This is a genomic window from Enterococcus malodoratus (genome assembly GCF_027659535.1).
Classification (GTDB): domain Bacteria; phylum Bacillota; class Bacilli; order Lactobacillales; family Enterococcaceae; genus Enterococcus_A; species Enterococcus_A malodoratus.
The window spans coordinates 1-1,759 of record NZ_JAQDPG010000025.1 but is presented as its reverse complement, the minus strand read 5'-3'; the positions used below and the strand labels follow the sequence as shown (position 1 = coordinate 1,759).

The window sequence follows — 1,759 nt, the reverse complement described above, 5'->3', positions numbered from 1 at the left end:
ATGGACTTTCTTTTTTTCTACTCAAAAATTCTATTTACACAAAATATTTTACGCTATCTTTTATGTATCGCTAAGTAAAGTGACTATAGAATCAATTAGAAATAATTAGGATAATTTTGTTTAAACAAATGAGAAATCACTTTCATAAAATGAATTGATTTCCCTACAAGGTTCCCTATTTAATAGCCCTTGATAAAGAACTTGAATTAACAAGTTACTTTCCAGACCAATTTTAATTTAAGAGACTAATACTCATACGCGTGGTGCTAGTTAAATTTAGACAGTAAAAAATCCTGACGGTTTACACTTAGAGCAATCTATAGTAAAGAAGTGTTAAGCGTATCAGACTAAGACTTTGCTTTTTCGTGGGCTTCGATTGCCAGAACGACCTTTGAAACTTCGTTCAATTCATTACCTCATTTCTTTTATTATTTATGATACGGATTAAAGCGTACTCTTTGCCCAAAAAAATATTGTTAATAGGAACTCGATACAGATTAGACAGCTCATTTAAAAGAGAAAATGGAATATCAGAACTATCTTTTTCATATTTGGACAACGTTTGAAAATGCACATCAGCAGCTTTAGCGGCTTCTTTGCTAGTGAATCCAGCATTAACGCGCGCTGCCTTTAACGACATAGCAGATTATTTTGGCGTATTGAAGTCTACGATTGATCCGCGGTATGGCGAGATATCGAAAAATTTAATACCTGTTGAAAAATATAGACAGATTCCTGTTTTGGGAGAAATTGCTTGTGGAGATCCTATTTTAGCTGAAGAAAATATTGAAGAATATAGAGAAGAGATAGACGAAAACTTGCACAAAAATAACCCGAAAACTAACAACACTCTTTTTTTTGAGTGTTCAGTTTTCGGGTAGGGATTCAATATGCTAAATAACCCTAGTCGCTTTCTTATAATACTTACCATCAAACTGTACTACATAAACTTTTTGATTTTGAAATCTTCCGAACTTTCTGAAACAAGAAGTTATAATATTCAAATTATTTTTAGGATTTGCGGTTGAAAAAATATATATTTCTTCTACTTCCTGAGGTAATTCTTTTTGAATAACACGTCTTATTCTATTAACTAAATAGTTATTTAAGTATCTGTGTCCACCACTGGTATGAGTAGAATCAACACAAATTGTAGCATTATCAGAATATTTTTTATCTATAGTTTTTGGTAGAATCAAACAAGTATCATTGATTATCAAATTTATCTTATTACAGTAATGATCATCAAAATTTATTTTTCTTACTTTAATAAAATTTGATGGCAACTTTCCATTTTCATCCGAAACCGCCTGAATATAATGATTTTCCCACATATCCTCTACCACATCTATGAACGTGCCTCTCAATACTAATTTATATTGCATTCCTATAGGTATGCCTGCTAATTGAACTTTCGTGTATCCTAATACTTTTGCAGCTATAAAAAAAGTTGCATAGGAGTAGTCGTGATAAATATTTCCGTGAGAATTAAATACTTTCCCAGCATTATTTTTTTTGAAAAAATTCAATAATTGTAAAACAAGAAAAATACCTAAAAAGAAAGACACACCTGTATTTAAATATTCTCCTAATGTTATGATGATATCTTTTCTCTCATTCCCCATGAAAAACAAAATTATATTTGTAATCAAAAAATTATCAAGAAAAAATAAAGTAATTATAAACACAGTCGTCACAGAGGATAGCGTAAAATATTTTGTGTAAATAGAATTTTTGAGTAGAAAAAAAGAAAGTCCAT

2 protein-coding genes and 1 pseudogene are annotated in these 1,759 nt (G+C 30.1%); 1 reads left to right on the top strand and 2 read right to left on the bottom strand.

The genetic code is table 11. From position 1 onward, the window contains the following. Nucleotides 1–403: 403 nt before the first annotated feature. Nucleotides 404–640: a helix-turn-helix transcriptional regulator gene (locus PGP85_RS21200; protein ID WP_003728509.1), complete on the bottom strand. Its 237-nt coding sequence runs from the start codon at nucleotides 638–640 to the stop codon at nucleotides 404–406. On the opposite strand from PGP85_RS21200, the pseudogene PGP85_RS21195 reads away from it, so the two are divergent. Continuing rightward, a pseudogene (locus PGP85_RS21195) lies at nucleotides 603–821 on the top strand (LexA family protein); the annotation flags it as partial. The gene PGP85_RS21200 and the pseudogene PGP85_RS21195 sit on opposite strands and share 38 nt — an antisense overlap. Nucleotides 822–893: 72 nt before the next feature. Here the strand turns inward: PGP85_RS21195 and PGP85_RS21190 are convergent. After that, complete coding sequence (locus PGP85_RS21190; RefSeq protein WP_270329344.1) at nucleotides 894–1,688, bottom strand: hypothetical protein; 795 nt, start codon at nucleotides 1,686–1,688, stop codon at nucleotides 894–896. Nucleotides 1,689–1,759: the final 71 nt, after the last annotated feature.